Here is a 22,455-nt window from a genome sequence, read left to right on the forward strand (position 1 = left end):
GATGACAGTTGCATACGCCGGAGCCGGCCTCATCGCGCTCGCCATCGCGCTCGCCGTTGTCCTGCTCCTCCGCTCATCGGACAATGCCCAAACGGTGGCGAAGTCGCTCGCGCTCATCGCCGGTGCACCCCAGGGCCGCGCAACGAACGCCGGCTCGGAGACCGAGAATCTCGTCGACCGAATGCTCGAGTTGACGGCTCATATCACCGGCAGAATCACGCCAGCGTCGGTCAGCGTGCGCCTTGCGCGAAACCTGGACCGAGCCGGGCACCCGGCGCCATGGACCGTGGAGCGGTTGTTGGGCGCCAAAGGCCTCTGCGCGCTCGCCGGTGGAGTGCTGGGGTTGTTGCTCGGTGACGGTTTCACCCTGCGGGGTGTCGTCTTCGGGCTGCTGCTCGGCGTCCTCCTCTTCTTTCTGCCCGACATGCTGCTCTACAACGCGGCGCTGCGCCGGCAGGAACAGGTCCTGCGTGGCCTGGCCGAGATGCTCGACATGTTGACCATCTGTGTCGAGGCCGGGCAGGGGTTCGACGCAGCTCTGCAGGAAGTTGCGCGCAACGTCAAGGGACCCATCGCGGGCGAACTCGCCAGGATGACGGCCGAAATTCAGATCGGGACCTCACGCAGCGAGGCGTTCCGAGGCCTTGGTGACCGGGTGAACCTGGCAGAGGTCAAGAGTTTCGTGACGGCCATCGCGCAGGCCGACAAGCTTGGCATCCCGCTCGCTTCGGTGCTGCGGGAGCAGACCGCCGCCATGCGATTGGCACGCCGCCAGCGGGCGGAAGCTCAAGCTCAGAAGGTCACCGTGAAGATCCTCTTCCCGTTGATTCTGTGTCTCTTCCCCGCGCTCATGGTGGTGGTCGTCGGACCTGGTGGCATTCGAATTGCCGAGATGTTCTCGCATGCCGGCCACTGAGACAACCACGAGCCCCGAGGAGTCGGCACCGCGGCACCCTGTCGAAAGCGGGCCCCGGGAGTACGGCGCACCCGCTGCTCGCAACTGGCATTTCCCCGGCCTACCCTGGTTCGTGCTGGCAGGGCTCACTGTCCTGCTTTCAGCGGTGACGACGCAGGGCGCCGATCTGCTCTGGGGTGTGGCCATGGGCGATCGCATTCGCGGTGGGCTCGGCATACCTCACTCGGTGCCGTTCGCCGCCGCACCGTCCGGTGACTGGGCCAACCCGATGGCACTTGGTGAGGTCGTGCTGTCCGTCGTTCACCGGTTGGGTCCCTCAGCCCTGGTCGCCCTGCACCTCACGCTGGTGGCGGCCACCCTGGGGATCCTGGCCGCGCACAGTCTCAGCGCACATCATCGTGAGGCTCGAATGAGTCTCTCGCTGACGCTCACGGTGGTCGGCGGTGCCGCTACGCTCGCCATCGCTCGGATGCCATCACTCAGCCTGCTGCCGTATGCCGCACTGCTGGTGCTTTTGCTACGCAACGCCGATCGGCCGTCACGGCAGCTCTGGCTCGCCGTGCCCCTGCTCGGCGTGTGGGGCAACCTGCACGGCGGGGTGCTCGTCGGCTGCGCCTTGCTTGCCGTGCACCTGGTCTGCTGCGAAGGCCCATTGCGCCGCCGAGTCCTGATCAGCGGGTCCGCCCTCGCGGCCGTCCTGCTCGCGACGAGCGCCGGCTGGCGCACCATCGACTACTACCGGGGTGTGCTGAGCAATGAAGCGGCACGACAACATGCCGGCATGTGGGCGCGACCGAGCCTGCACCAGCCGCTCGACGTCCTGATGGCGCTCGCCGCAATTGCAATGATCGTCATGTGGACTAGCAGTCGCCCTCAGCGATGGGAAATCGTCGCCATTCTTGGGATGACCTTCGCAACCTTGACGGCGGCACGCAACGGCATCTGGTTGATGTTGTTCCTACTTCCGCTGGCAGCTCGTGGTCGCGCGGACACAAAGGAAGCAGAACGGTTTTCCTGGCGCCCAGCTGTGGCAGCTCTTGTTCTGCTGTTCCTCGGAGTGGGCTGGCAGTTGGCAAGCCGCGGATCGGCGCTCGACGCACGCGGCGCCAACGCAGTGTCGACGGTCCGCAAGCTGGCAGCAGGTCGCGCGGTGCTCGCAATCAACCCGGTTGATGAGACCTTCGCGCAGGCCGGAATCCGGGTGTGGGCCGGCAATCCGATCGACGCCTTCCCACGCAAGGTCCAGCGCGAATTCCTCGCGTTCATGGATCACGGGGCGATCCCGCCGGCTCCCTCGATCGGCCTCGTGGTCGTCGACGACCATCTCGCTGGTGCAGTTCGCTCCGCCGGCTGGAGGCAGGTTGCTGTCGTTTCGGACCTACTCGTCTTCCAGCGTCCGGCACCGAGCGCGCAGACACGTGGGGTGCACACATGAAGACCTCACGCGCGACCAAGGTCGTCGAAAGACTGGACGCGCTTCTGACCAAGGAGCGACTTCGGGTCTACCCGAGCATCCTCATCGGAATGTTCGTGCTGGTCTGGGCAGTCCGAGTAGTCAGCGCTCCGAACAACATGTTGCCTGATTTCCGCGCTCGCTGGACCGCCGGCGCCATGGTGGTGCACGGGGAAAGCGCTGACCTCTACAGCCCGGCCGCCCAATCTGTGATCCAGGGCGCGGGGGGGAGACATGCGCTGTCGTGGTTCGTGTCTCCCCCGCCGGTCGCAGCGCTCTTCGCACCTCTCGGCGCGCTGCCGTACACGGTGGCCGCGTTGCTGTGGCTGAGCGTCTCCGTCATCGGGCTGATAGTCATCACCAAGCTGTTGCGCCCATACTGGCCCGCCCGCTGCGGACCGTACTGGTCAGTGGTGCTCATCGTCATTGCGAGCCAATCCACCCTCGAGCTGCTCGGTGCGGGTCAGGACTCGTGGCTGATTCTGCTCGCTGGTGTGGTGGCCTGGCGCCTTTGGTTGGGGCGGCAACCTTGGGCAGCAGGGTTCGCGCTGTCGGTTGCGCTGCTGGTCAAGCCGCAAATGATGCTCGCCGCCATCGTTTTCGTCGTTCTCTACGGCGGCATCCGAATGCTCGGGGGGCTTGTCCTGGGAGCAGTCGGGGTCTCCCTGTCCTCGCTTCTTGTTCTCGGCGTGGCCAGCTGGATCGATTGGCTCCAGGCAATCTCGTCGCCCACCTTCACCAACCAGGTCACCTTCGGACAGGCATACAAATCCGCCTCCCTTCAGGGGTTCACCATCGCTATTGCGCCGGGTGGCGCCGCACCTGCCGCATCCGTTCTCGGGCTCGTAGCCGGCCTCGTCCTACTCACCTCCTGGATACTGTGGCTTCTCCGCCGCCAGCCGCCACAGTGGATGGCTATGTCGACCGCGGCTTTCATCACCGTCTTGGCAGCCCCACACGCGATGGTCTACGACCTGGTGCTCGTGCTTCCCGCGATTGCGACGCTCGTTCGTCACCGGCCGAGCCCGGCGATCCGTATGGCCGTGGCGGCAGGCTTCATCGCCGTATGGTTGGGCCCGCTGCTCTCGTTCCTGCGGACCATGCCGTGGCCCATCTCTGGATTATCCGCAGAGTGGGTGATCCTCGTGCCCTTGACCCTGACGCTCCGCTTGATGTCAGACGACTGGTCACTGTCCGTAGCAACCGTGGGACGGCTGCGGATTCGACGGCAACGACAGTCGGCAGATGATGTGCCACCTAGCGGTGCCGCGTCGAGGCCGATCGACATCTCGGTCGGAGGCGGATGTTCGGAATCCGCCCTGACCTCAGCGTCCAAGGAGGCGACGCCGTGACGGCTGGGAAAGGATCACGGCGTCCGCAGACGACCGAAGTCGGCCTTGGGGCGGTTCGCGGGGGCCGGCAGATCGACGTCCGACATCGCCTCGAGAAGGACCTTCCGTGGATCATTGCGTTCGCGAGTCTGGCGCAGGCACTAACTGTGATTGTGGTCTTCCGCTATGGCTTTGACTCCCATGCCTACTGGCACGCCTGGCGGCAGAACCTTTACAGGTCCGCACCTGGCGCTCCTGACGCTTATCTCTACAGCCCTGCGTTCGCACAACTGATCTGGCCGCTCGCGCAGTTGCCGTGGCCAGCATTTGCGACCATCTACACACTGATTCTGCTGGGAGTCCTCGCGTGGTTGCTCAAGCCACTATCTCTTCGACTAGCAATACCGTTGGGCCTCGCGGGGCTAAACGAAGTGATGGCAGGCAATGTCTACCTCATTTTCGCGCTCGTCGCCGTCTTGGGGTTCCGTTACCCCACAAGCTGGGCGTTTGTCGCGCTGACCAAGGTGACACCATGCCTCGGCCCCGCGTGGTTCGTGGCTCGGCGGGAATGGCGCAACCTCGTGCTGTCACTGTTGGCAACGGGTGTTGTGACACTTCTCAGCTTCTACGCTGCTCCGCATGCGTGGACGGACTGGCTGCACTTTCTGACCCTGCATGGCGGCGGGGCACGCGGGATCGTCGGGTCCCCTATCGCACCGCCGTTGATGGTCCGTCTGCCACTGAGTTTGGCTCTCGTCGTATGGGGCGCTCTGAAGGACAAACGCTGGACGCTACCGGTCGCGATGATCTGCGCAACCCCCGTCTTCGGCGTCGCCGCGTTGTCAGTGTTGTTCGCATTGCCTCGCATGCGCCAACGTGTTAGGGAAGATGACACCAGGCAAACGGTCACCTCTGACGATGTCCGCCGAACGAACACAGCTGTGACCGACGTTCTCAAGCGGACGATTCCACGAGCAACGCCGAAGGTGTGACCCTCCATGACGTCAGTGCGCAGCGCGCTGTTCCTCGACTTCGACAGCGTCTTTGCCGGTCTGCTCCAACTCGATGCAAAGGCGGCGCTGCGGTTTGCCGAGGAGCCAGGGATGTGGCTCGACCAGCTCAGTGCCGGCTCCGCCGACCAACCGTCCCGCAGATGGTCGGTGCTGCGCTGTTACCTGAGCCCCGGAGGATCGGTCGGGGATCCGAAGAACGCCTCGGCTCGGCAGCGCTCTTCGACGTTCCGTCGCCAGCTCACGAGCGCCGGGTTCGAAGTCATTGACTGCCTCCCTGTTTCGGACACGACGAATGCCGCCGACATCCGCATCGTCATCGACGCGCTGGACGCCCTGCAGGTAGAGCCGCGCTATGACGAATTCGTCCTTTTGTCAGGTGATTCCGACATTACGCCACTGATCTTCCGGTTGCGCGCCCTGGACCGGCAGGTCACGGTCGTCTCCCCTTCGGCCTCCGCCGAGGCGGTGGGCGCGAGCGCCGACCAGTTGATCACCGGTGACGAACTCCTTGGTCTGCTGCGGCCGCAAATCACCGAGGCGAGTCCCGGACGCGCGATGCCCAAGGAGGTCGCCGTGGAGCGGGCGGAGGTGGTCGAGCGCGTGGAGCGCGCACTGAAGCTCCCTACCTTGGCGCCGGAAGCCTGGCGCAGCGTCTACGAGATGCTCGCCACCTTCGCGGGGTCGCATGAGTTCTCCATCAGCGAAGCCACGCGCTGGTCACAGGATCAGCTGGCGTCCAGCGGAGTGGAGGTGAGCCGGCAGATCGTCGGGACGGTCATCCGCGGTGCTTCCACAGGCGGGTGCCCGCTCTACCGCCAGCCGCCGCCCGAAGCCGATGAAGTGGCAAATGCCTTCGTACGCACGGTGATTGCCCGCGCCAACACGACCGGACTCAATCTGTCCGTCGAGGATACGCTCGCGGTGTGGGCCGCGTTCGGCTTGACCGACGAGGCCTCGCTTTCGATCCAGTAGCGATTCCGCACCCGCTGCACTCGCGACCGGGCGGCGATGCATGATGGCGGGGTGACCGCCGCTGAGGAACTTCTCGCCATCGCCGACCGCGCTGCGTCCTACGACGGCGTCGACCCGTTCTCCGAGCAGACCCGTCTGGCGCTGCGGCACACTGCACCGCAACACGTCATCACGGTGGACCAGGCCGTCACCGCCGGTGCGTATGTCGCCGACGACGGCGCGGTGGAACTGGTGGTCGACCCGGAGTGCCGACGGCACGGGCTCGGTAGCCGGCTGGTGCAGGAGATCCTCGAGCAGCGGGTGGACGCGCGCTTCTGGGCACATGGCGATCTCCCGGCCGCGCAGGCGTTGGCGGCGACTGCCGGTATGACGATCGTGCGCAACCTGTGGAAGATGAGCCGTGACGTCGACGCCGAACCAGCGATCGAATCGTCAAAGGTTCCAGGTGGTTTCACCGCGCGAGCCTTCCGGCCCGGCGACGAGGACGCGTGGCTGGACGTCAACCGGCGAGCGTTCGACTACCACCCTGAGCAGGGCAGGATGACCCGCGCCGACCTCGACGAGCGGATGGCAGAGCCCTGGTGGGATCCGGCAGGGCTGATTCTTGTCTTCGATGACGCCACCGGCGAACTCGCCGCGTCGCACTGGACCAAGATCGAGCCCGAATCACCGGACGTAGGTGAGGTCTACGTCGTCGCGGTCGACCCGGGCCATCAAGGACGTGGCCTTGGCAAAATCGTCACCGCCCTCGGGCTGGCACACCTCAAGGCGCGGGGCGTCATACGCATCGAGTTGTATGTCGAAGGAGACAACACCGCTGCGGTGGCTACCTACAGCAGGCTCGGGTTCACCCGGGAGAGCGTGGATGTCATGTATGCCGCCGCGACGCCCGCTCCGTGACCTACCAGCGACCGAGCCAGCCGCGGCGCTGACTCAGGTGGCGAGCTGAACGACCATGAGCGGTTTGGTGGTCGGCTGAGGTGACCCGCCGGCCGGCTCGACGGTGATCCCGACAAGCGCAGCCCGATCGGCGTCGCCGGTGAGCAACACCCGGCCCGACCCGTCCGATGACGGCGTGAACAGGCCCGCACTGGTGGCCTTGCCGGCGGCAGTCAGGTACCAGAGCTGATAAGTATGGCCGGTGGGAGCGGCCGGCATGTGACGGCTCTCCAGCACCGACTTGCCGAGTTTCGGCGAGTAGACGACCGTTGCGGTCGCCCCCTCCACATGCTTGACGTAGTGGTGCGCGTCGGGTGCTCGCAGCACCTGCTGCACGGCGGAGACCGTCGGCTGAGATCCGGTCCACGGGTGCCAGGCGAGTCCGCCAATCACAATCGCGGCCACTGCCGCCGCTGCGGCGAGCCAGCGCCACATCGACCGTCGGTCGCGAACGTCGGTCACCGCGTTGCCGTGGGCGGCAGGCTCTGCCCGGTGCGTCGGCTCGGCGTCGACCAGCGGTGGGAGCGGGCGAATCGACGTGATCCCGCTCAGCACGGCATCGCGCAGGGCCGGCGGGGGCATCGTCGGCACCGAGCCACCGAGTTCCGCGGTGGCCTCTCGCAGGCCGGCGAGCTCGGTGCGGCATTCCGCGCAGGCCAGCAGATGTTGCTCGAATTCGGCGCGTTCGACGTCCGTCAGCGCGTCGAGGGCGTATGCGCCGATGAGGGCGTGGATGTCGTCGTTCATTGCTCCACTCCCATCGTGTCACGCAACCGGATCAAGCCGTCGCGGATGCGGGTCTTGGCTGTGCCCATCGGCAGATTCAGCAGGGCGGCGACCTCACGGTGGGTGTAGCCGCCGAAGTAGGCGAGGTCGATGGCCGAGCGCTGTGCGGGCGTCAACTTGCCCAGCGCCTTGCGCACTCGCTCGGCGTCCAGTTCGCGGTGCGCGCTCTCGGCTGTCGTGTCGTAGGGAATCGTCTGTTGCCCCGTGTCGTATGCCGTCTCCCGGTCGGTCTGCGCCTGTGCGGAGCGAACCCGGTCGACCGCTCGACGGTGCGCGATGGTCATCATCCAGCTGAGTGCGCTGCCCGCATTCGGGTCGAATCGTGCGCACTGGCGCCAGATCTGCAGGTAGACCTCCTGGGTGACCTCTTCGGCCTGCGCCGGGTCACGGACGACCTTGCGGACCAGCCCGAAAATGCGTGGCGCGGTGGCGTCATACAACTGAGCGAACTGCGCTTCGTCACCTCGTGCGCAGGCGGTGAGTATGGCGGTCAGCGTGTCGGCCTCCTGCTGACCCACGCGAGCCGATCGATCGTCAGGAACGGCGTGCATGTCCGCTCCGACCCGGCTCGCAGCCACGGCCATGGCGGGCCAGGCGCTGGCACCTCGGCATGGTCACTCCCTGCTGGCTGGACGGCATTACAGCTGACTATTCGTCACTGCCGCCGACTCGGATGGGTCAGCCGGCGGATCGCGTCACGACGGGGATCTGCCTCGCGGCGTTTCACCGCATCCGCCACATTCTCCCCGAGACCGCGGCGTCGGTGCGCCAGGCTGTTGACCGGGCGCGCCGTGGTGCGCGGACGCAGAAGGAACAGGAACGGCGTGATCACCGGCGCCGAACGCGAGAAGCTGTGCGGGCCGGAGGATTCCGGCCCGCACAGCTTGTCCTCACCTGCCCGCGGGAGACCCGCGGTCGAGGCGCTATCCGCTACTTCAGCGCGATGCTGACGAAGTAGGTGTTGCCGTCATCGAGGGTGACACCGATCCGCCAGTAGCTGCCGGTCTGGCTCTTGTCCGTCTTGTAGTTGTAGATGTACTGCTGGCCGGTCGCGTCCCACTTGAACACCGAGCCGGACGATGCGGTGGCTGCGTAGACCGTCTCGTCGACCGTGACGGTGGAGGGAAGCGTCGATCCCTTGACCGGGCTCAGCCAGCTCGGCGGAGCCGACGCCTGGACCGGAACGCCGTTGGCGTCGAACAGCTGGAACTTCACCGGAATGGTGGAACCCGCCTTGAAGACGCTCGTGGTCTCGCCGACGAAGTGCGCGGTGTCGTTGATCGGCTGCAGGAAGCCACCGAAGGCGTAGCCGACGTGGTAGTGGCATTCTGCTGCGTCACTGACGTGGCCGACGTTGTCGACCGCGGTCCCGGCCGGGACGGCCACCGTGTGGTCCCCGACCGTCGAGGTGTCGAGCGGGACCGAACCGGACGCCGCCGTGGCGAGACCGGAGCCCTCGTCGGACGCGGTCCACGACGCCGCGGCGTTCGCGTGCAGCACGACATCCGTCGGACAGGTGGCCTGCACAACCGGGGCAGTCGCGTCCACGAAACCGCCCAGAGTGGTCTCGGCGGAGACGTTCGTCGCGTTGTCGGTCGCGGTTCCGGTCGCCGTGAACGGACCGGTCTGGCTGAAGGTCTGCGGGCCGGTGACCGAGGCCACTCCGCTGCCGTCGCTGCCGTCGCGCAGATTGGGGTCGCCTGCCGAGGCGAACGTGACGGTCGCGCTGTCCTTGAACCACTGACCGCCGTTGGCGTCGGCGTATGCCGGCGCCGCTGTCGACGCGGTCGGTGCGCTCGGCGCACTCTGGTCGACGACGACGATCGGGGCGTCGTCAGGCGCGAAGGCACTGCTCGCGCCGTGGTTGTCGACCGCCTGCACCTGGTAGCGCCAGGTGCCCTCGGCCTCGCCGGTGAACGTGTAGGAGTTCGTGGTGAGGCCGGTCGCGACGTCCGTCCAGTCCGCGTCGTCCGCGTCCCGCTTCTGCAGGGTGTAGGTCACGGTGTCGCCCGCGTCCTGGTCCGTCGCAGCGCCCCACGCGACCGTGAAGCCACCGGTGTTGTTCGGCGTCGTCGACGACGACGCGAGTGCTGGCGCGCCCGGCATGGACGGCGCGTGATTGCTGTCCGCCACCTTGACGAATCCCGCGGCCGGCGTGCTGTCGCTCGTCAGTCCCTGGCTGCCGGTGGTCGCGACCGTGAGGGTGCCCGTCGCGCCGCCTGGTGTGCCGGCGGCGACCACCAGGTCGGCAGACACCACGAAGGGACTGGTCGAACAGCCTTTCGGTGGATCGGTCGGGGAGCACTGGGTGTAGTTGGTGCCCGGCGTGAAGTTCAGGGTCTGCTGGTCGGCCGGATCGGACGACGGGGTAATCGTGCCGTCGCCGGCCATGAAGTACTTCGTGGTGACGGTCGCTGTGCCGGTCAGTTTGGTCGCGAGGGTGCCGGTGGCGCTGACGGAGACGGTGAACGGGTTGTCGCCGATGGAGACGACTGACGGGGTGCTCGCGGAGGTACCGAGCGTGGCGGTGGTGTCGATGTCGGCGGCGAATGCCGCGGAGGCCGAGGCGAGCACGAGGGTGGCGGTCGCTCCGGTGACGAGGAGCATTCTCGGGGGCGCACAGTGCAGGAGTCGTGGGTGCATGGCGAATTCTTAACCGCGCTGAGAAGCTGCTGGACGTTTATTGCAAGGCTGCGAAAGGCGAGCAGTATCCTGCCGAATTCCGCGCCTTGCGCGCCCCTACGTGCTGCCTCGGCCACCGGCTATCTGGCGAGGCAACCGCTCGGATGAGTGGATCGGCTCAGGCGAGCTGCGATGTGCTCGCGTGCACTCCCCTGCTGGTGCGGATGGCCAGGCAGGCACCGGCCACGACGATGAGCTCGGACGCGATCGAGACGACGCCGAGCGGTTCCAGCCAGTTGCCGACGTCGTCGGCCAGCATCGGGAACGCGACCACACGGGTTGCGGCATACCCGATAACCGCGAGCCCGCAGGTGACGATCGACAACGCGTAGACCACTATCCCGTCGTGGAACGTCAGGGTCGCAGCCAGAGCCAGACAGCCGACGGTCAGCACGATGAAAAGCGCTCCCATATAAGGCGCTTCGGACAGATGCGGCTTGATGACCGGAAGGTGCGCCACCGCCGCGACCACCGCCGCGAGAACGATCAGCGGCCGGAAACGAGAATCCAGCGACGGACCCAGGACACGCTCGAGCATGACAACTCCTCGGGAGGGTGAAACGGCGACCACATCGTGTCAGGGGATTCGTCACCACTCCCGGGCCGGATGGGCACATCCGAACACGGCTCGGCAACGAACAGCTCTCACCAACTCGAGAGTGGATGTGCCTTATGAGGATCAAGAAGATCGGCGCGGTCCTGCTCGCTGTCACAGCGGTGCCGCTTGCCGGTTGCTCCGCGCGCGCGAGCATGGCACCGGCATCCTCACGTCCGCACCCGGTGACATCCGCGACCGGATCCACGCGCTCGCCGAAGCCGACGAGCTCGGCGACCGCACACACCGTCGTCCCGTCCGGTCCGTCGGAGGCGGCGAAGATGATCTGCACCGACGAGACGCGGGACAACATCACGACGGTGCTCTCGGTCGCGCCGGAGCCGAAACCGGTGTCGAGCTGGCGGAACAGGACGTACACCTGCACCTACCGACTGCCGGCCGGGTCGATCGTCCTGACCGTGCATGAGTCGGCGAGCGCTCCGGCGGCGACCGCCTACACCGCTCAGCAGCGGTCGACCGTCGCCGGGGAGAAGACACTCGTCGGGCTGAACGCGGGCGCGTTCGGCACGGCGGGCGGCGTCGTCGTGCTGCAGAAGGACAACGACACCATGCGCGTCGACACATCCGGGCTGTCGCCGCAGTCCCGGCTCTACGCCCGCCGCGCCGGTTACGCCTACAACATCGCAGCAGTCGTCCTCGGCTGCTGGAACGGCCACTGAGGCTCCGGGCGACCAGCACATCGGCGAGCCGATCGAGTTCCGGGAAATTCGTCCCATCCGATCCGGCGCCCGCATCGAACTACTGGCGTTCGTTGGCTCGACGGCCTGTGCCGTTCCGTACGTCCCAACCAGTCGGTGGAGCGCTCGCCCTATCGACATCCGATGGAGAAGGAAGCAATCATGCAGACGAAGAACAAGCTGTTCCTCGCAGCCGTCCCAGCAGCGGCCTGCGTCGCTGCCCTGGGTGTGGGGGCACCGGCCGCGCACGCTGCGGACAGCTGGAATTACATGGCGAATCTCCAGGCGGTCGCACTTAACACCCCGTCCGGTGCGGCCTCGGGTCACTTCATGATCTCGATCACCGGTGACCAGGCCACGGTGACCGAGACCGTGTCCGGCTTGGCCGACAAGCTGCCGACCGACAAGAAGACGCTGGACGCGCTCGGGATCCCGACCGCATTCGCCGGGGCACCGTTCCCGCACGTCCAGCACATCCACATCGACGGCGGCGGCATGTGCCCGACGAAGTCGGCGGACACCAACGGCGACGGCGTCATCAGCACCGTGGAGGGCCAGCCGGCATACGGCAAGATCGGCACCACCTTGTCGACGAAGGGAGCCACCGACGCCTCCACCGCGACCGACGTCACCAAGGCACCCGGTGGCGCGAGCTTCACCTACAAGCGGACGTTCACCATCAACCAGGCGACGCTGTCGGCGATCAAGAACGGCAAGGCAGTCATCGTCGTGCACGGACTGAATCCGGCGAACGCCCCCAAGGCGTCCCTGACCACCCCGAACTCCCTCGGCGTCACCCTGCCGGGTGCGAGCAAGAAGCTGGCGCTCATCGGCACCGCCCCTGCGTTGTGCGGCACGCTGGAGAAGTCCCAGATGAGCACCATGCCGTCCGGTGGGGTGCAGACCGGCGGTGGCGGCACCTCCGGTCTGCAGAACCAGGGCCTGTTCTACGGAGCCGGCGGACTGCTGCTCGGTGCCGGTGCCGTCCTGACGGTGCGTCGCCGGTTCGGCAAGCAGCACTGAGCGCGGCGCCCACTGCTGCGTATGCGTAACTCCGGACCCGGTCACCACGGTCGCCGCTCGGCGGCCGTGGTGGCCGGCCTGTTCGTGATCGCCGCGATCGTGCTGGTCGTCGTCGGCATCCGGAGCCAGGTGCACGCCGCGACCCCGCCGGCCTCGGCGGCGCACCTCTCCGCCGAAGGAAACCTGCCGGCGCCGGCCGGATCCGGCCACGCCGCTCCCGCGGGCAAGACCACGAAACCGCCCTCGGCGGCCCCCTCGTCGCCCGCCGTGGTCGGCCCGGTGTTGCCCCGGTCCGTGCCCACGTTCCTCAGCATTCCCGCGATCGGCATTCACGACGCGCACCTGGCCGCGTTGGGTACCGACTCCCACGGAGCGATCGCGGTCCCGCCACCCACGCCCGGTGCGCCACCGGGCTGGTACACCGGATCGCCCGCACCGGGGCAGCTCGGGCCTTCGGTGATCGTCGGCCACACCGACGCCACCAAGGACGCGCAGTCGGTCTTCTTCCGGCTCGGTCAGCTACGGGCGGGCGATCAGGTGCAGGTCACCCTGGCCGACCACACCGTCGCGGTCTTCCGCGTGGACAGCCTGGAGGAATATCCGAAGGCCAGCTTCCCGACCGCGCACGTCTACGGCAACATCAATCACGCCGGTCTCCGGCTGATCTCCTGCATCGGCACGTTCGATCGCGCGACCGGGCATTACCTGGACAACATCGTCGTCTACGCGCACCTGGTCTCCAGCCACCACGGCTAATACAGGAGCACCTCTGAGCACTGCAGTTTCGGGCTCCGTATCCCTTCGAGTGCCCGGGCGTGCGTCACATCGCATGATGGGTCTCGCGGCCTGCTTGACCCATCTGCGCGTCAGGAAGATCCAGAACCGAAGCTCCAGGAACACGCGCCTTCTGCTTTCCCAGCAATCTCATAGAGATGGGTGAATGATGTTGGGAGGGAGCGAAATTCGGCGCTCCTGACGATTTCGCTCATTTGCCACCACTGGGGACAGGTGTCAGCCTGAGAACATCGTTCCCGGCTCAAGACGGTGGTCGGTCCGAATTCCTTACGGGAAGCAGGACCATGCCGCCTCAGTCAGCAACCAGCAGGTCAGCGGAGCACAGCTCGAGTGCTGAAGAACTGCTCCGTAAAGCACAACACGCCAGCCGCGGCGCCGCCGTCCGGCTCCGTCACCAGGTGGTTCTCGATCACCTGGGATTGGCCACCTCGATCGCTCACCGGTACAGCCACCGCGGCCCGGAACAACAGGACCTGGAACAGGTCGCGTTGCTGGGTCTCGTGCAAGCAGTGCGGCGTTACAACCCGGGCCGCGGGCACGGATTCCTGGCCTTCGCCGTGCCGACCATCAGCGGAGAATTGAAGCGATATTTTCGCGACCATGGATGGGCGGTACGGCCACCACGGGAGTGGCAGGAGCGATCCCTTGCCGTGCGCTCGTGCCTTGATACGTTGGCGCAAGAAAACGCCGCATCGTGACAATCCGCTGATCTCTTGCATCGGCGCGTCCGGTCGCGCCACCGGGCATTACCTGGACAACATCGTCGTCTACGCGCACCTGGTCTCCAGCCGTCACAGCTGAGCGACCAGCTACTCGGCCGGCGTTAGCGACGCGGTCGCCTGCGTTGTTTGCAACCATAGGGACATGGAATCCGAGCCCCTCCTGAGCACTGCGGACGACCCGGCGACTCAGACCGCCGCCAGCGACGCGTCACTGGTGCGCCTGCAGACGCGGGCCGCCCAGCGGGCTCGTGGCTCGAACGGGCAGTTCATCCGGGTCGCGCCCGAGCTCGCCGACGCGTCGGCCGAGCTGCCGCCCGACCGCTTCCTGGACCGGGAGATCTCCTGGCTGCAGTTCAACGAGCGGGTGCTGCAACTGGCCGGCGACCCGCTGGTGCCGCTGCTGGAGCGCACCCGCTTCCTCGCCATCTTCGCGAGCAACCTGGACGAGTTCTTCATGGTCCGCGTCGCCGGCCTCAAGCGACGCATCGCGACGGGGCTCGCGGTTCGCTCTGCCTCCGGGCTCGAGCCCCGCGAGGTCCTCGACGAGATCAGCAACGCGGCGCACGAGCTGATGGCGGTGCACGCCAAGATGTTCCAGCGGCACGTCCGTCCGGCGCTGGCCGACGTCGGCATCCGCATCGTGCGGCCCGACGAGTGGACGGAGGCCGACCGCGCTTACCTCAACAAGCTCTTCCGCGACCGCATTTACCCGGTGCTGACGCCGCTGGCCGTCGACCCCGCGCACCCCTTCCCCTACATCTCCGGGCTCTCGCTCAACCTGGCGGTCGTGCTGATCAACCCCAAGACCGGACGCGAGCACTTCGCGCGGGTCAAGGTGCCGCCGCTGCTCTCCCGGCTGTTGCCGCTGCCCCCGGGCGAGGACGAGGACAAGCTGTATGACGCTCGCTTCGTCGCGATCGAGGACGTGATGGCCGAGCACCTGCAATATCTCTTCCCGGGCATGGAGGTCCGCGAGCACTTCACCTTCCGCGTCACCCGCAACGAAGACCTCGAGGTCGAGGAGGACGACGCCGAAAACCTTTTGACGGCACTGGAAAAAGAACTCACCCGACGCCGCTTCGGGCCGCCGGTGCGGCTCGAGGTCGCCGACGACATGGACGACCACGTCATGGACCTGCTCGTCCGTGAGCTCGGCGTCCGGGACGACGAGGTCTACCGGCTGCCCGAGCCGCTGGACCTGCGTGGGCTGAACATCCTCGCCGATCTTGACCGTTCGGAGTTGCGCTGGCCGCCGTTCCTTGCCAAACCGCACCCGGACCTGGCACCGGTCGAGCGCTCCGCCCAGTCGGACGTGATGTCGGCCATGCGGTCCGGCGACATACTCCTGCACCACCCCTACGACTCGTTCTCCACCTCGGTGCAGGCCTTCATCGAGCAGGCCGCCAACGACCCGCACGTGCTCGCGATCAAGCAGACGCTCTACCGCACCAGCGGCGACTCGCCGATCATCGACTCGCTGATCGACGCCGCCGAGGCCGGCAAGCAGGTGCTGGCCGTGGTGGAGATCAAGGCGCGCTTCGACGAGGAGAACAACATCACCTGGGCCCGCAAGCTGGAGCGCGCCGGTGTGCACGTCGTCTACGGCATGGTCGGACTCAAGACCCACGCCAAGTTGTGCCTCGTGGTGAGCGAGGAGAACGGCGAAATGCGCCGCTACTCCCATGTCGGCACCGGCAACTACAACCCGAAAACCGCTCGCCTCTATGAGGACCTGGGTTTGCTCACCTGCGACCACGAGGTCGGCGAGGACCTGTCCCGGCTCTTCAACCAGCTGTCCGGGATGGCACCGCGCAGTAAGTTCAAGCGGCTGCTCGTCGCGCCGCGGTCGGTGCGCTCGGGCCTGCTCGACCAGATCAAGCGGGTGACCGAGGCCGCCCGCGAGGGCAAGCAGGCGCGGGTGCAGATCAAGGTCAACTCGATGGTCGACGAGGAGATCATCGACGCCTGCTACCGCGCCTCGATGGCCGGTGTACAGGTCGACATCTGGGTACGCGGCATCTGCGCCCTGCGCCCGGGCGTCGAAGGCTTGTCGGAGAACATCCGGGTCCGCTCCATCCTGGGCCGTTTCCTGGAGCACTCGCGCGTCTTCCGCTTCGTCGTCGAAGGCGAGGAGGACGTCGTCTACATCGGCAGCGCCGACATGATGCACCGCAACCTCGACCGCCGCGTCGAGGCGCTGGTGCGGATCACCGATCCCAAGCACATCGCGACGCTCGCTGCACTGCTGGACGAGGGTATGTCGGACGACACCTCCTCCTGGCACCTGCACGGCGACGCCCGTTGGGAACGCCACCACCTGGACGCCGACGGCCAACCGCTGCGCGACCTGCAGGCCGACCTCGTGGTCACCTACGCCAAGCGCAAGCGGAAGGCGCGCCGCCGGTGACGACCCGCACCGACACCGGCACCGTCCCGGCCGCAGGTGCCGTGCTCTGGCGCCGCGTGGACGACCAGTTGCAGGTCGCCCTGGTGCATCGGCCGAAGTACGACGACTGGTCCTGGCCCAAGGGCAAGCTCGACCCCGGGGAGACGTGGGCTGCGGCGGCCGCGCGAGAAGTCTTGGAAGAGACCGGCTTCCGGCCGCGGCTCGGCATACCGCTCCCCCGGTCGGTCTACTCGATGCAACACGGCCGGCTCAAGGAGATCCGCTACTGGGCGGCCGAGGTGATGAGCGGCAGCGGCGACCTGGAGCACGAGATCGACGAGCTCGCCTGGCTCACGCCCGCGCAGGCGCAGGTGCGGTTCACCTACCTGCGGGACGCCTTGCAGTTGCAGGCCGTCGTCGAGGCCGACCGCGCCGGCACCCTGCAGACCTGGCCGCTCGTCGTCGTGCGGCACGCCGACTCGGTCGGCCGCTCGAAGTGGTCCAAGGCCGACCCGCAGCGGCCGTTGGACCGCTCCGGGCGCGAGCAGGCCAAGGCGCTGGTGCCGATCCTCGCCGCCTACGGCATCCAGCGGGTCATCACCTCACCGTCGGTCCGCTGTTTCACCACCGTCCAGCCGTATGCCGCCGCCGCCGGCATCGCGTTGAAGACGAAGTCCGGACTGTCGGAGGAGACCTTCGACGAGCGCCCCGACAAGGCCGCCCGCAACCTGGACCGGCTGGTCGAACGCGGCGAGCCGTCCGCCCTCTGCACACACCGCCCGGTGCTGCCGACCGTACTGGAGCGGCTCCGCAAGCTCACCAGCCCGAGCTCGCCCGCCTATGCATCCCTGAGTGACGCGATCGACGGCGGCATGGCCAAGGGCGAGGCGCTGGTGTGCCAGGTGGCCGGCCGCGGCGCCGACGCTCAGGTGATGAGCGTCGAGCGTCATACACCTGCCTGAGGTCCCACCAAGCCGTCCCGGGGCGTTCACCCGAAGTTCACCGCGGTAATGACCGCACGTCATCCACGCTGCCTACGGTCTGGCACGACCGGTCGATCTGACCGGTCGCCAAGCAGATTCGTGAAAGGCACATCTCTTGAAGATCTCGCGTATTGGAAGCGCCACCGGTCTCGCCGTCGTGACCGCACTCGCCCTCACGGCGTGCGGCAGCGCGTCCAACACCGACGCCACGAACTCGGCCGCGGGCGGCGGCACCAGCAGCTCAGCGGATTCGTCGACCGGCTCGGCCTCGGGCGCCGGGGGCCAGACCTGCTTCACCGGCAGCCTCTCGGCCGAGGGTTCGACCGCCCAGCAGAACGCGATCACGCAGGCCATCTCCAGCTACCAGAGCAAGTGCAACGGCGCCAAGATCTCCTACAACGGCACCGGGTCCGGTGCCGGCATCACCAAGTTCATCGCCAAGCAGATCGACTTCGCCGGCTCCGACTCGGCGCTCAACCCCGCCAAGGGCGAGCCGGCCAAGGCCAAGGCCGCGTGCGGCTCGACCGCCCTGGACATCCCGATGGTGACCGGCCCGATCGCGGTCGCGTTCAACGTCAAGGGTGTCGACAAGCTGAACCTCACGCCGCAGCTGATCGCCAAGATCTTCGCCGGCAAGATCACCGCATGGAACGACCCCGCCATCAAGGCCGCCAACAAGGGCGTCAACCTGCCGAGCACGAAGATCTCGGTCTTCTTCCGCTCCGACTCCTCGGGCACGACCGACAACTTCACCAACTACATGAACACGGTCGACCCGGCCGACTGGCCGCAAGCACACGACAAGAGCTGGAAGGGCTCGGTCGGCCAGGGCAAGGCCAAGACCGCCGGCGTCGCCTCCGCCGTGAAGTCGACCGACGGTGGCATCGGCTACATCGAGTGGGGTTACGCCATCCAGAACAAGCTCAACATGGCGAGCCTGAACGGCGTTGCGCTGACCGCGGATTCGGCTGGCAAGGCGGTGGAGTCGGCGAAGATCATCGGCACCGGCAAGGACCTGTCGCTGAAGATCGACTACCGGACCAAGACCGCGGGCGCCTACCCGATCGTCCTGGTCACCTACGAGGTCGTCTGCTCGAAGTATGCCGACGCCACGAAGGCCAACAACGTCAAGGCGTTCCTGTCCTACATGGCCTCCTCGGAGTTCCAGCAGCAGCTGACCCAAGTGGGTGCGGCTCCGCTGCCTGCACCGATCCAGCAGAAGGTCCTGGCATCGATCGACTCGATCAGCTGAGACACCACGACCCGTGCAGACGGGTCACAGTGAGGCGATGAATTGAACTCGATCGAAGTGACAGACTCCGAAGCGGCGAAGACGCGACGGCTGGGTGACCTGCTCTTCGGCGGCAGCGCCGCCGCAGCCGGCTGGACGGTCATCGTTTCGGTGGTGCTGATCGCGGTCTTCCTTCTCGCTGAAGCACTTCCGGCGATCGCTCAGGACCATGTCAACTTCCTGACCTCGACGGACTGGGCTCCGAACGACAAGCCGGCCCAGTTCGGCATCCTGCAGATGCTGTGGACGACAGTGGTGTCATCGGTGATCGCGGTGGTCATCGCGGTGCCGTTCTCCGTGGCGATCGCGCTCTTCCTCACGCACTACGCGCCGCGGTGGCTGGCCGGGACAGCTGCGACGCTGATCGACCTGCTCGCCGCGGTGCCGTCGATCATCTTCGGGGTGTGGGGATTCACCGTGCTGGCGCCGAAGCTGGTGCCGGTGCAGGACGCGGTGTCCGGGACGCTCGGGTGGATCCCGCTCTTCGGGAGGGTCAGCTCGGTCAGCGGCGGCACGACGATCTTCACCGTCGGCATCGTGCTGGCCATCATGATCCTGCCGATCATCACCGCCCTGACGCGAGAAGTGTTCTCGCAGGCGCCACGGTCCCATCAGGAGGCGGCGCTGGCGCTCGGTGCCACGAAGTGGGAGATGATCCGCACTGCCGTGCTGCCGTTCGGCCGGCCCGGCATCATCAGCGCCACCATGCTCGGTCTGGGCCGGGCGCTCGGCGAGACGATCGCGGTGATGTTCATCCTGTCGTCCCTGCCGGACGGCGCACCGTGGTCCTGGTCGATCTTCGGTGGCGGCACCACCTTCGCGGCCAAGATCGCCGGCGATGTCGCGGAGTTCACCCCGGGTGTCGGCACCGGCTCCTACATCGCGGCCGGTCTGGTGCTCTTCGTGCTGACCTTCGTTGTCAACGCGGGAGCGCGGATCGTGATCGAGCGCAGAAAGGCATTCTCCGAATGAGCCGCGACCGAGGCGAGGCAGAACAGTGAGTGCGGAGAAGACGGCACTTGAACCCGCGGTCCCCACGAAGTATTCGGAGGAGCGCAGCGCGGGAGAAACGTCGTGGGGTGGGGGCGATCTCGGGGGCATCGACCACGGCAAGTCGGGTGCCCGCGCGCTGAAGAACACTTTCGCGACGGTGCTGATCTGGGGTGCCTTCGCGGTCGCGCTCATCCCGCTGGTGTGGATCATGTGGTCGGTGCTGTCCAAGGGACTGCATCCCATCCTGAACATCACCTGGTGGCAGAAGGACCAATCCGGTGTTGGCGCACCGGGTTTCGACCACAACGTACGCGGCGCGCGGCACGCGATCGTCGGCACGCTGCTGGTCGCGTTGTGGACCTCGGTCATCGCCATCCCGGTCGCCATCATGACCGCGATCTATCTCGTGGAGTATGGCGCCACCCGCGTCGCACGCGCGGTGAGTTTCATGGTCGACATCCTCTCGGGTGTGCCGTCCATCGTCGCGGCGCTCTTCGTCTACACCGCATGGGTGACCGTCTTCCACTGGAAGCTGATCCCGCTGTGCTCCTCCCTCGCGCTGGTCCTGCTGATGGTCCCCGTGGTGACCCGGTCGACCGAGGAGATGCTGAAGCTGGTGCCGACCGAGTTACGTGAGGCGTCATACGCATTGGGCGTGCCGAAGTGGAAGACGATCGTCAAGGTCGTGCTGCCGACGTCGATGTCCGGCATCATCACCGGCTCACTGCTCGGCTTCGCCCGGGTGGCCGGGGAAACCGCGCCGTTGCTGCTGCTCGCGTCCTACACGCCATACCTCAACCAGAACTCCTTCTCCGGGATCATGGCCGCGCTGCCGACGATGATCAACGGCAACTTCGCCAACATGAGCGGTGATCAGGTGAGCGCAGACCGCGTCTGGGGAGCAGCCTGCACCCTGATCCTGCTCGTGCTGGTGATCAACCTGATCGGGCGACTGATCGCCCGGCTGACCAGGGTCAAGCGCTGACCCCGCAATCGAGGAAAACAATTCATGGGTAAGCGAATCGACGTCAAGGACCTGAACGTCTTCTACGGCGACTTCAAGGCCGTCGAGGGTGTCACGATGACGGTCGAACCGCGGTCGGTGACCGCGTTCATCGGCCCCTCCGGATGTGGCAAGTCGACCTTCCTGCGCACCCTCAACCGGATGCACGAGGTCACGCCGGGCGGCCGCGTGGAGGGTCAGGTCCGGCTCGACGACGAGGACCTCTACGCGCCCACCGTCGACCCGGTCGCCGTCCGACGCACCGTCGGCATGGTGTTCCAGCGACCGAATCCCTTTCCCACCATGTCGATTCGCGACAACGTGGTTGCCGGGCTCCGGCTGAACGGCGTCAGGAACAAGAAGCTGCTCGATCAGAAGGTCGAGCAGTCACTGGTCGGCGCCAACCTGTGGAACGAGGTCAAGGACCGTCTGCACAAGCCGGGCGCCGGCCTGTCCGGTGGCCAGCAGCAGCGGTTGTGTATCGCCCGAGCGATCGCGGCCGAGCCGCAGGTGCTGTTGATGGACGAGCCCTGCTCGGCGCTCGACCCGATCTCCACCCTCGCGATCGAGGACCTGATCACCACGCTCAAGGAGCAGTTCACCATCGTCATCGTCACTCACAACATGCAGCAGGCGGCCCGGGTGTCGGACAAGACGGCGTTCTTCAACCTCGAGGCCACCGGCAAGCCGGGCAATCTCATCGAGATGGACGACACCCAGCAAATTTTCAACAACCCGGGCAAAAAGGCCACCGAGGACTACATCTCCGGCCGCTTCGGCTGAGCCCGAAGTGCACCTCAGAGAGGCGAGCCGGCCAGCACTGGGCTCGACCGGCCGGCTCTGACGGGGGGATTGTCCCGGGGCAACCACCTCGCTTGGGCATGCGCGTACCCTGGAGTGCGATGACTGACACGTGCACCGTCGTCATTGCGTCGATATCTTTCGTGTCTCGGGGTGTGGGAGGGGTTGTGACGGCAGAACGAGATGCGCAGGAATTCGCCGAGCTCGCGCAGGCCCTCACCAACGCCGGCAACGTGCAGCAGACGGCCGACCAGGTCGTCGACCAGGCCCTCGTCGCGCTCGGCGCGTCATACGGCGGCATCACGTTGATCCGTAGTGGTGGGCGGCTGGAGACGATGGCGCCGTCCGACGAGCTCGTCGTGAAGGCCGATCTGCTGCAGTACGAACTGCACGAGGGCCCGTGTCACGACGCCGCTTGGGAGGGTGTCACCCTGGCCAGCCAAAACCTCGCCGCAGATCACCGCTGGCCCGAGTGGGGACCGCGGGCCGTCGCCCTCGGCATCGGGGCGGTGCTGGCCGCCGAGCTCAGCGCCACCGAGACCGGCCGCCGCCTCGGGGCGCTGAACCTCTACTGGACCGAGCCCACCACGTTCACCAGCGACGACCTGGCCTACGCCAACATCTTCGCGGTGCACGCCGCAGTCGCCCTGGCCACGTCGCTCCGCGATGCGCAGCTCAACACCGCACTCGATGCCCGGAAGATCATCGGCCAGGCACAGGGCATCCTGATGGAGCGCTACGGCCTCACCACCGAGCAGGCCTTCGAGGTGCTCCGCCGCTATTCCCAGGACCACAACGTCAAACTCCGGCTGGTCGCCGAACAGCTGGTCGCCACGCGCCAGCTCCCGGCCCGGGCCAGGAACGTCACACGGTCCGGCACCTGACCGCCTCGCGAATGGATTGCGGTATGGCGGACGCCGTCCAGGACAGCTCGCCGACCAGAGAGCACGGCAGTTTCGCCTTCGGCTGCTGCACGAGTTGCGACTGGACCGGCCGCGCCCGCCGGTCGCGGGACCGGGCGCGCGACGACGCCCGGGAACATCGCGCAGTCTGTGCGTTCATCGGTCCGGAGC

22 protein-coding genes are annotated in these 22,455 nt (G+C 66.8%); 17 read left to right on the forward strand and 5 right to left on the reverse strand.

The annotated features are described in order from the left end of the window. The first annotated feature begins 1 nt into the window (after window position 1). Genes ACN8HC_RS07660 through mshD form a run of 6 tightly spaced genes read left to right on the forward strand, consistent with a single transcriptional unit; the run spans window position 2 to window position 6,585 of the window. Window positions 2-916 (forward strand): type II secretion system F family protein, encoded by a 915-nt coding sequence (locus ACN8HC_RS07660; protein WP_490074235.1) that lies wholly within the window; start codon window positions 2-4, stop codon window positions 914-916. After that, window positions 903-2,351, forward strand: coding sequence for a hypothetical protein (locus ACN8HC_RS07665; RefSeq protein ID WP_490074236.1), 1,449 nt, complete (start codon window positions 903-905; stop codon window positions 2,349-2,351). The genes ACN8HC_RS07660 and ACN8HC_RS07665 overlap by 14 nt, the downstream gene beginning before the upstream one ends. Beyond that, a complete protein-coding gene (locus tag ACN8HC_RS07670) occupies window positions 2,348-3,721 on the forward strand; it encodes a glycosyltransferase family 87 protein (RefSeq protein WP_490074237.1) in 1,374 nt (457 codons plus the stop codon). The genes ACN8HC_RS07665 and ACN8HC_RS07670 overlap by 4 nt, the downstream gene beginning before the upstream one ends. Then, the gene (locus tag ACN8HC_RS07675; RefSeq protein ID WP_490074238.1) at window positions 3,718-4,692 is read left to right on the forward strand and encodes a glycosyltransferase family 87 protein; all 975 of its coding nucleotides are present in this window, start codon (window positions 3,718-3,720) and stop codon (window positions 4,690-4,692) included. Before ACN8HC_RS07670 ends, ACN8HC_RS07675 begins: the two co-directional genes overlap by 4 nt. A gap of 6 nt (window positions 4,693-4,698) precedes the next feature. Beyond that, window positions 4,699-5,685 (forward strand): NYN domain-containing protein, encoded by a 987-nt coding sequence (locus ACN8HC_RS07680; protein WP_490074239.1) that lies wholly within the window; start codon window positions 4,699-4,701, stop codon window positions 5,683-5,685. 51 nt (window positions 5,686-5,736) lie between these two features. Beyond that, entirely contained in the window at window positions 5,737-6,585 is an 849-nt protein-coding gene (gene mshD, locus ACN8HC_RS07685; protein ID WP_490074240.1) for a mycothiol synthase, read from the forward strand. 33 nt (window positions 6,586-6,618) lie between these two features. On the opposite strand, the gene ACN8HC_RS07690 is transcribed toward mshD, so the two are convergent. From ACN8HC_RS07690 to ACN8HC_RS07705, 4 genes are all read right to left on the reverse strand, one after another. Then, window positions 6,619-7,371 (reverse strand): anti-sigma factor, encoded by a 753-nt coding sequence (locus tag ACN8HC_RS07690; RefSeq protein ID WP_490074241.1) that lies wholly within the window; start codon window positions 7,369-7,371, stop codon window positions 6,619-6,621. Next, on the reverse strand, window positions 7,368-7,961 hold the full coding sequence (gene sigK, locus ACN8HC_RS07695) for an ECF RNA polymerase sigma factor SigK (protein WP_490074242.1): 594 nt from the start codon (window positions 7,959-7,961) through the stop codon (window positions 7,368-7,370). The genes ACN8HC_RS07690 and sigK overlap by 4 nt, the downstream gene beginning before the upstream one ends. A 379-nt stretch (window positions 7,962-8,340) precedes the next feature. Beyond that, a complete protein-coding gene (locus tag ACN8HC_RS07700; protein ID WP_490074243.1) occupies window positions 8,341-10,053 on the reverse strand; it encodes a PxKF domain-containing protein in 1,713 nt (570 codons plus the stop codon). Between the two features lie 157 nt (window positions 10,054-10,210). Beyond that, entirely contained in the window at window positions 10,211-10,630 is a 420-nt protein-coding gene (locus ACN8HC_RS07705; RefSeq protein ID WP_490074244.1) for a hypothetical protein, read from the reverse strand. 134 nt (window positions 10,631-10,764) lie between these two features. Here ACN8HC_RS07705 and ACN8HC_RS07710 point away from each other — a divergent pair, with 134 nt between their 5' ends. The 11 genes from ACN8HC_RS07710 (at window position 10,765) to ACN8HC_RS07760 (ending at window position 22,266) form a co-directional block, all read left to right on the forward strand. After that, complete coding sequence (locus ACN8HC_RS07710; protein ID WP_490074245.1) at window positions 10,765-11,367, forward strand: hypothetical protein; 603 nt, start codon at window positions 10,765-10,767, stop codon at window positions 11,365-11,367. Between the two features lie 180 nt (window positions 11,368-11,547). After that, on the forward strand, window positions 11,548-12,408 hold the full coding sequence (locus tag ACN8HC_RS07715; RefSeq protein ID WP_490074246.1) for a GVDTG sorting domain-containing protein: 861 nt from the start codon (window positions 11,548-11,550) through the stop codon (window positions 12,406-12,408). 21 nt (window positions 12,409-12,429) lie between these two features. Next, the gene (locus ACN8HC_RS07720) at window positions 12,430-13,164 is read left to right on the forward strand and encodes a class F sortase (RefSeq protein ID WP_490074247.1); all 735 of its coding nucleotides are present in this window, start codon (window positions 12,430-12,432) and stop codon (window positions 13,162-13,164) included. Window positions 13,165-13,601: 437 nt separating this feature from the next. Then, the gene (locus ACN8HC_RS07725) at window positions 13,602-13,901 is read left to right on the forward strand and encodes a sigma factor (RefSeq protein ID WP_490074248.1); all 300 of its coding nucleotides are present in this window, start codon (window positions 13,602-13,604) and stop codon (window positions 13,899-13,901) included. A gap of 166 nt (window positions 13,902-14,067) precedes the next feature. Then, a complete protein-coding gene (locus ACN8HC_RS07730; protein WP_490074249.1) occupies window positions 14,068-16,332 on the forward strand; it encodes an RNA degradosome polyphosphate kinase in 2,265 nt (754 codons plus the stop codon). Beyond that, the gene (locus tag ACN8HC_RS07735) at window positions 16,329-17,273 is read left to right on the forward strand and encodes an NUDIX hydrolase (RefSeq protein WP_490074250.1); all 945 of its coding nucleotides are present in this window, start codon (window positions 16,329-16,331) and stop codon (window positions 17,271-17,273) included. The genes ACN8HC_RS07730 and ACN8HC_RS07735 overlap by 4 nt, the downstream gene beginning before the upstream one ends. Window positions 17,274-17,409: 136 nt before the next feature. Then, complete coding sequence (pstS, locus tag ACN8HC_RS07740) at window positions 17,410-18,546, forward strand: phosphate ABC transporter substrate-binding protein PstS (protein WP_490074251.1); 1,137 nt, start codon at window positions 17,410-17,412, stop codon at window positions 18,544-18,546. A gap of 57 nt (window positions 18,547-18,603) precedes the next feature. Beyond that, on the forward strand, window positions 18,604-19,557 hold the full coding sequence (pstC, locus tag ACN8HC_RS07745; RefSeq protein WP_490074252.1) for a phosphate ABC transporter permease subunit PstC: 954 nt from the start codon (window positions 18,604-18,606) through the stop codon (window positions 19,555-19,557). A gap of 25 nt (window positions 19,558-19,582) precedes the next feature. After that, window positions 19,583-20,563 (forward strand): phosphate ABC transporter permease PstA, encoded by a 981-nt coding sequence (pstA, locus tag ACN8HC_RS07750; RefSeq protein ID WP_490074253.1) that lies wholly within the window; start codon window positions 19,583-19,585, stop codon window positions 20,561-20,563. A 24-nt stretch (window positions 20,564-20,587) separates the two neighbouring features. After that, complete coding sequence (gene pstB, locus ACN8HC_RS07755; RefSeq protein ID WP_490074254.1) at window positions 20,588-21,364, forward strand: phosphate ABC transporter ATP-binding protein PstB; 777 nt, start codon at window positions 20,588-20,590, stop codon at window positions 21,362-21,364. Window positions 21,365-21,549: 185 nt separating this feature from the next. After that, window positions 21,550-22,266, forward strand: a complete 717-nt coding sequence (locus ACN8HC_RS07760) for a GAF and ANTAR domain-containing protein (protein WP_490074255.1) — start codon at window positions 21,550-21,552, stop codon at window positions 22,264-22,266. Here ACN8HC_RS07760 and ACN8HC_RS07765 read toward each other — a convergent pair. Then, window positions 22,247-22,444, reverse strand: coding sequence for a hypothetical protein (locus tag ACN8HC_RS07765; RefSeq protein WP_490074256.1), 198 nt, complete (start codon window positions 22,442-22,444; stop codon window positions 22,247-22,249). The two genes, ACN8HC_RS07760 and ACN8HC_RS07765, sit on opposite strands and share 20 nt — an antisense overlap. Window positions 22,445-22,455 lie beyond the last annotated feature (11 nt).

This window comes from Flexivirga sp. YIM B11880 (assembly GCF_058148645.1).